This window comes from Blastomonas sp. CCH1-A6, assembly GCF_001556365.1.
Lineage (GTDB): Bacteria > Pseudomonadota > Alphaproteobacteria > Sphingomonadales > Sphingomonadaceae > Blastomonas > Blastomonas ursincola.
This window is the reverse complement of the sequence record NZ_LSIS01000169.1, coordinates 1-6,631: the sequence shown is the minus strand read 5'-3', so window position 1 is coordinate 6,631 and position 6,631 is coordinate 1. Positions and strand designations below refer to the sequence as shown.

Annotated in this window: 6 protein-coding genes; 2 read left to right on the top strand and 4 right to left on the bottom strand. The window is 66.1% G+C overall.

Annotation, left to right across the window (positions count from 1 at the left end; translation table 11 throughout):
- From AX735_RS06905 to lptF, 4 genes are all read right to left on the bottom strand, one after another.
- A partial coding sequence (locus AX735_RS06905; RefSeq protein WP_156447441.1) for an AMP-binding protein occupies positions 1-1,004 on the bottom strand: 1,004 nt, incomplete at its 3' end.
- Between the two features lie 97 nt (positions 1,005-1,101).
- Entirely contained in the window at positions 1,102-2,640 is a 1,539-nt protein-coding gene (locus AX735_RS06900) for an oligosaccharide flippase family protein (protein ID WP_066277672.1), read from the bottom strand.
- A 10-nt stretch (positions 2,641-2,650) separates the two neighbouring features.
- Complete coding sequence (gene lptG / locus AX735_RS06895) at positions 2,651-3,748, bottom strand: LPS export ABC transporter permease LptG (protein WP_066277669.1); 1,098 nt, start codon at positions 3,746-3,748, stop codon at positions 2,651-2,653.
- An 11-nt stretch (positions 3,749-3,759) separates the two neighbouring features.
- Positions 3,760-4,965, bottom strand: coding sequence for an LPS export ABC transporter permease LptF (lptF, locus tag AX735_RS06890; RefSeq protein ID WP_060979463.1), 1,206 nt, complete (start codon positions 4,963-4,965; stop codon positions 3,760-3,762).
- 134 nt (positions 4,966-5,099) lie between these two features.
- Here lptF and AX735_RS06885 point away from each other — a divergent pair, with 134 nt between their 5' ends.
- On the top strand, positions 5,100-5,627 hold the full coding sequence (locus AX735_RS06885; protein ID WP_066277667.1) for a DUF2141 domain-containing protein: 528 nt from the start codon (positions 5,100-5,102) through the stop codon (positions 5,625-5,627).
- 5 nt (positions 5,628-5,632) lie between these two features.
- Positions 5,633-6,610 (top strand): diacylglycerol kinase family protein, encoded by a 978-nt coding sequence (locus tag AX735_RS06880; protein WP_066277664.1) that lies wholly within the window; start codon positions 5,633-5,635, stop codon positions 6,608-6,610.
- Positions 6,611-6,631: the final 21 nt, after the last annotated feature.

Below are 6,631 nucleotides of genomic sequence, written 5' to 3'. Positions count from 1 at the left end.
ATCGGCTTGTCGAGCAGACCGTCGCGGCCGCCGAGCTGTTTCTCGCCCAGCGCCATTGCGCGCTCGAACAGGAAATTGGCGACCTTGCCCTGTTTCTGGATCTGCTTGAGGATGCGCGCGCGCAGCACCTCAAACAGGCGCGGCACCACGACCATCAGCGTCGGGCGCACCTCCTCGATATTGCTGGCGAGCTTTTCCAGCCCTTCGGAATAATAGATCTGCGCGCCGAGCCCGATCGGGAAGAACTGGCCCGCGCTGTGCTCATAGGCATGGCTGAGCGGCAGGAACGAGAGGAACACCTCGTCGTCCCAGCCGAAATCCTCGGTGATCACGCGGGTGGGGCCGGCGACATTGTGCAGGATCGCACCATGGTGCTGCATCACCCCGCGCGGCGCACCGCCGGTGCCGCTGGTATAGATGATGCAGGCGGTGTCCTGCCGCGTGAGCGTTGCCGCATGGCTACGGATCGCAGGCATCAGCTCGGCCTGGCGCCCGGCATCGCCGGTGACCAGATCGGACCAGTTGTGCGCGCGGAAGCGGCTGGCCTGGCCGACCTTGACCGGCTCCATGCCGATCACGTGCCAGGCATTGCCTGCGCGCAACACCGCGGGCAGCAGCGCCCGCGCCAGCTTGGCATCGGAGACGATGACCGCGCGCGCGCCCGAATTGTCGAGGATATGCTGGTGGTCGCGCTCGGTATTGGTGGTGTAGGTTGGCACGGTAACGCAGCCTGCGGCCATGATCGCGAGATCGGCGATGCACCATTCGGGCCGGTTTTCGCTGACCAGCATCACCCGGTCGCCGCGCTGCAGCCCCATGTCGGTGAGCGCATGCGCCAGTTCCGCGACCTGACCCGCCGCCTGCCGCCAGCTGATCGGCGTCCACGCGCCGCTGCGCTTGGCCCAGAGGAAAGGCTTGTCGCCCAGCTCGTCCGCCCGCGCGAAGAACAGGTCGAGCAGATTGTTGAAACGGGCAAACTGGTCGAGAGACTTGTTGGCGATCACCGGGTCAGGGCTCCTCTGGCTGCCGCGCTTCGCCCGCGCGGTCTTTCACCACGGGTCTAGCGGGCTTTGGTTGCAGGGGCAATTGGCCTGGCGCGCCTTACAGCGCCAGTTTACGCCCCGCCTTGCCGAGTGCGGCCTTGTCCTCGGCATCGAGCCCGAACTTGAGGCCGAGCCAGACCAGCGGAAAGAAACAGGCAAACTGGATCGCGGCGCGCGGCACCATGCCCACCCCCTGGAACAGCCAGCCGACCAGCCAGAGCGCGGCAAATCCGCCCAGGCCGCAGGCGAGGGCGCGCAGGAAATGCCGGTCGAACGGACCCAGCCGATCGCTGATCCAGAGTTCTGCCACCGCCGCCCAGCTCGATACGATCACGCCCGCGCTCACCGCCAGCGCCATGCCGGTCGCGCCCATGGCATCGACCGTCAGCCAGCCGACCAGCCCCGCGACTGCGAGCCCCGCAATTGAATTGGCGAGCGGCAGCAGGCGGTGCCCGGTCATCTCGACGATCGGGGTCGCCGCGCCCAGAATCGTCTCGCCCGCGCGCCCGACCAGCAGCACGATCAGCACCGGCAGCGCATCGGCGGCCTCGGGCGAGAAGAGCAGCAGCGTCGCATCACCACCGGCGATCATCACCGCGGTGAGCGGCAGCACGATGATGGCAGCGATGCGGTTGGCAAAGCGGTAGAGCGGCGCGATCTGGGCCCGGTCGGCGGCGCGCTGCGCGGCGCTCAGGGGCGCAAGGACATAGAGAAAGGTCTGGCGCACGATCAGTGGCACCGAGGCGATCTTGCGCGCGATGCCGAACAGCCCCGCCGCCACCGCGCCGCCGCCGCCGCTCAGCGCCAGGCCCAGCAGCACCGGCGGCAGATCATTGAATGCGCGTCGCGCGAGGTTGGGAGGCATGGTCGCCAGGCCCGATTTCAGCGTATCGTGGCGCAAGGCTGGCGGCATCGGAGCGCGCCAGAGCAGGCCGAGATCGTAATAGCGCCCGAGCAGCCGCACCGAGAGCCAGGCGGTGACGCCCAGCGAGACGATATGCGCGATGAACAGCCCGAACAGCCGCACGCCCAGCGCATAGAGCGCGACCGCGACAATCAGCCGCGCGATCTGCTCCCAGAAGATGCGCAGCCGGATCTCGGGCCCGAAGGCGCGGCGCGCGCGCGCGGCAGCGGTCGCGATTTCGAGCGCGACGGTGAGCGGCAGCGTCCACACGAACAGCGCGATCAGCGTGGGCAGATGCGGGCGCATCGCCGGCTCGACCGAGAATTGCGGCGCGATTCCAGGCGCGGCGAGGGTGATGCACAGGGCCACGAACGCCGACGGGATCACCGTCACCAGCAGCGCATAGCGCACCACGCCATGCTCGGCCTCGCGGCTGGCGGCGGACGGGATCGAACGCTGCAGCCCTTGCGCCAGCGACAGGGTGGTCAGCGTCGAAAGCACGTTCACCGCCGCCCAGAGCACGACATAGCTGCCATAGGTGGCGAGGCCGAACATCCACACGAAGGCAGGCTGGGTGACGATCTCGATGATCGCGCCCATGCGCGCCAGGCCCGACAGCGCTGCGCCGCTCGCCACATCGGCGCGGCTCACTGCGGGGGCGGGGCTGACAGGATCGGGCGTGTCTGCGGCCACGGGTTGCGGCCTATTCCTCGGTGCGGATGAGGACGGTCTCGCCGACCATCAGGAACAGGAAGAACGGCGACCAGGCCGCGAGGATCGGCGGATAGGCGCCCAGATTGCCCATTGCGAGCGCGAAATTGTCCGCGACGAAATAGGCAAAGCCCAGCGCCATGCCGATCACGGCGCGGATGAACAGCTGGCCCGATCGCGCCAGGCCGAAGGCGGCGACTGCGCCAAGCAGCGGCATCAGCAGCGCCGAAAGCGGGCCCGACAGCTTGTGCCAAAGATTGGCCTCGAGCGCCGCAGTCGGGCGACCGGCGGCCTTGAGCTCGGCGATCGCGGTCCATAGCTGCGGGAAGGACAGGCCGTCGGCATTGACCTTGGACAGCGTGAACTGGTCGGGCCGCACATTGCCTGCGGTGACGATATCTCCCAGCACCTGTTTCTGCCCGGTGGCGACATCGAACTGCGTCGCATCCGTCAGCTTCCAGCCCTTGCCGGTATAGGTGCCTTCGCTGGCCTTGATGATCCGCGCCATGCCGCCCTGGCTGTCGCGTTGGTACACCGCGACCCCGGTGAGCCGTGTCGCGTTGCCCCGGCCTTCGACAGTATCGGCCTGGATGATATTGTCGCCTTCGCGCACCCAGATGTTCGACTTCACGTTGGAATCGCGCGGGATCGGACCGAAATCCGCCGCTTCCCAGGCGTCCAGCGTCGCGGTGGCGCGGGTGAGGATGCGTTCGGAAAAGACGAAGGTGATCGCCGAGACGCCGAAGGCCGCGATCAGCAGCGGCGCGAGCACCTGATGCGCCGACAGCCCCGCCGCCTTCATCGCCACGACTTCGCTGTTCTGGTTCAGCGTCGCCAGCGTGATGATCGTCGCCAGCAGCACCGAAAAGGGCAGCACGAGGTCGATGATCTGCGGCGCGCGAAGCGAGATATAGGTCAAGAGCTGCGCCTGGCCGTTGCCCGGATAGGCGAGGATCTTGCCGCTTTCGCCCAGGAGGTCGAGCGACTGGAGAACGATGAACAGCAGCGCCACCACCGCCAGGATGCTGGTGAGGAACTTGCGCGCCATGTAGATGGCCACGGTGCGCGAAGGGAAGAATTCGAACTGCATCGCGCTTGCGCCTATTCCTGGAAGGACCGCTTGCGGCCGAAGCTGAACAGCCCGCGCACCGCCGCGCCCGATTTGGCGAAGACCTTTTCCAGCGCGCCGATCGGTTGACCGCCGGGCACGAAGGCGACCTGATAATACATCCAGGCGATCAATGCGGAGAACAGCGCGAAGGGGACCCACAGCGCGATGATCGGGTCGACCAGCCCCAGCGCGCCGACATCCTCGCCATATTCGTTGATCTTGTGATAGGTCACGATCATCACGATCGACAGGAAGACGCCGAGCGCCGAGGTCGAGCGCTTGGGCGGGATCGCCAGCGCCACCGCGAGCAGCGGCATCAGCAGCATCATCACGACTTCGACCATGCGGAAATGGAAATTGGCACGCGTCTGGTTGCGCTGCGCCTCGGGAATGCTGGCATCGGTGCCGATGCGGACCAGCTCGGGGATCGTGTATTCGCGGTCCTTGCCGCCGCCGCGCCTGCGGAAGGATTCGATCTTGGGCAGGTCGATCGGCAGGTCATGGTTGCTGAAGGTCAGCACGCGCGGGGTCTTGTAGTCGGGCGAATCGTGCACCAGCGTGCCATTGGTCAGGCGGAAGATGATCGTGTTCGGGTCGTCGGTCGCCAGGAACTTGCCGCGCTCCGCCGTCACCGAGAGCGAGGTGCCCGACTTGGCTTCGGCACGCACGAAAATGCCGTACAGCTCGCGCCCGCCATCGCGGCTCTGCTCGATGCGCAGCGTCATCCGGTCGCCCAATTGCGTGAATTCGCCGACCTTGATCGAGGCACCCAGCGCGCCCGAGCGCAGCTCGAAGCCCAGTTCCTCATAGGCATAGCGCGCCTTGGGCTGGATATAGCCGACCAGGGCCAGGTTCACGAGCATCAGCCCGACCGCGAACATGTACGGCACGCGCAGCAGCCGGGTGTAGCTGAGGCCGACCGCGCGGAACACGTCTAGCTCCGACGACATGGCGAGCTTACGGAACGCCAGCAGGATGCCGAGCAGCAGGCCGATGGGAATTCCCAGCGAGAGATATTCGGGCAGAAGGTTGGCGAGCATGCGCCACACGACGCTGACCGGTCCGCCTTCGGCCGCGACAAAGTCGAACAATCGCAGCATCTTGTCGAGCACCAGCAGCATGGCAGCCAGGATCAGCGTGCCGACCAGCGGAAAGAAGACGAGACGGGCGATATAAGCGTCTGTGGCGGTTAGCAATTTCAACTTATTGTCGCCCTGTCACCATGATTTGGCCGCAAACGCTTCCCATAAGCGGACTGTAAAGGGGGCTCATCGGCCTTGTCCGCGCCATCCGGAGCGGCACGGCTATAGCTTCTGGGAATGATTACGTCATGTTCAAAATTGCGGCAAAATCACTGGCTTGTCTGGCTGCGGGCGGCATCGCCTTCGCGGCCCTGACGCCTGTGGCCCATGCGCAGCGGCAGGAAATCGCCAACGACCTGCGCAAATGCGCCGATGGGGCGGACGGCCCGGCGGTGCATGTGACGGTCAGCGGCTTCAAGGCGAATACCGGCCGCATCCGCGTCCAGGCCTATCCCGCCACGAAGGCGAGCTGGCTGGAAAAGGGCGCATGGATCAACCGCATCGACACCGCCGTCGCCCCGCGTGGCGGCAAGATGAGCTTCTGCGTGCCGCTTCCGGCCACCGGCGCCTATGGCATTGCCGTGCGCCACGATGTCGACGGCAGCGGCAAATCCGGCTGGAACGATGGTGGCGGGTTCTCGAACAACCCCTCGCTCTCGCTGCTCAGCCTCAAGCCCTCTGCGGGCAAGACCGCCATCCGGGTGGGTCCCGGCGTTACGCGCATCCAGGTGGTCCTGAACTACCGCCAGGGGATGACGATCAAGCCGATAGGATGACCTGAATGACTCTCGTTGCGCTCATTTCCAATCCGCGCTCGACCGGCAACAAGGCGATGTTGCCGGCGGTGCGCGATTATTGCGCGCGCAACCCGGACATCTTCCACTACGAGGTGGAAGAGGTTCACCAGATTGCCGACGCGCTGCGCGCCATTGCCCTGGTGAAGCCGCGCGTGCTCGTCATCAATGGCGGCGACGGCACGGTGCAGGCGACGCTGACCGAGCTCTACCATGGCGGCCATTTCGGCAAGTCGCCGCCGCCGGTCGCGGTGCTGCCGAACGGCAAGACCAACCTGATCGCGCTCGACCTCGGCGCGCGCGGCAAGCCGCTGGCGACGCTCGATCGCATCGTCGAGATCGCGCGCAACGATCTGGAAAGCCATATCGTCGTGCGGCAGCTGATCGCGCTGTCCGATGGCGAGGACGGGCGCCCGGTGCTGGGCATGTTCATGGGCGGGGCCGGTCTGGCCGAGATCATCCTCTATTGCCGCCAGAAGATCTATCCGCTCGGCCTGCCCAATTCGATCAGCCATTTCATCGCGGCCATTGCGGGGCTGTTCACGATGCTGTTCGGCCTGACCGCCAAGTTCCTGCCGATCACCCGATCGGCACTGCGCATCTCCTATTTCCAGAAGGGCGAGCTCAATGGCAGCTTCCTGGTGGTGATGGTGACGACGCTGGAAAAGCTGCTGCTCGGCAGTCGTGCCGACAGCGGACCATCGCCGACCGGGCATCTGAAGTTCATCGCGGTCGAGCATAATCGTGCCGGACTGACGACGATGCTGATCGACACGCTGATGGGCCGGTTCGGCACCCGGCGCGGACGCGGCGTGCATCTGGCGCGCGAGGACATGATCCGCATCGACAGCGACCGCACGCGCAGCCGCGTGATCCTGGACGGCGAAATCTTCGAGGCGAGCGCGGGCAAGCCGATCATCCTGCGCTCGACCGATCCGGTGCCGTTCCTGCGCCTGGCAGCTTGATTGCTGCGGCGCGCATGAAAC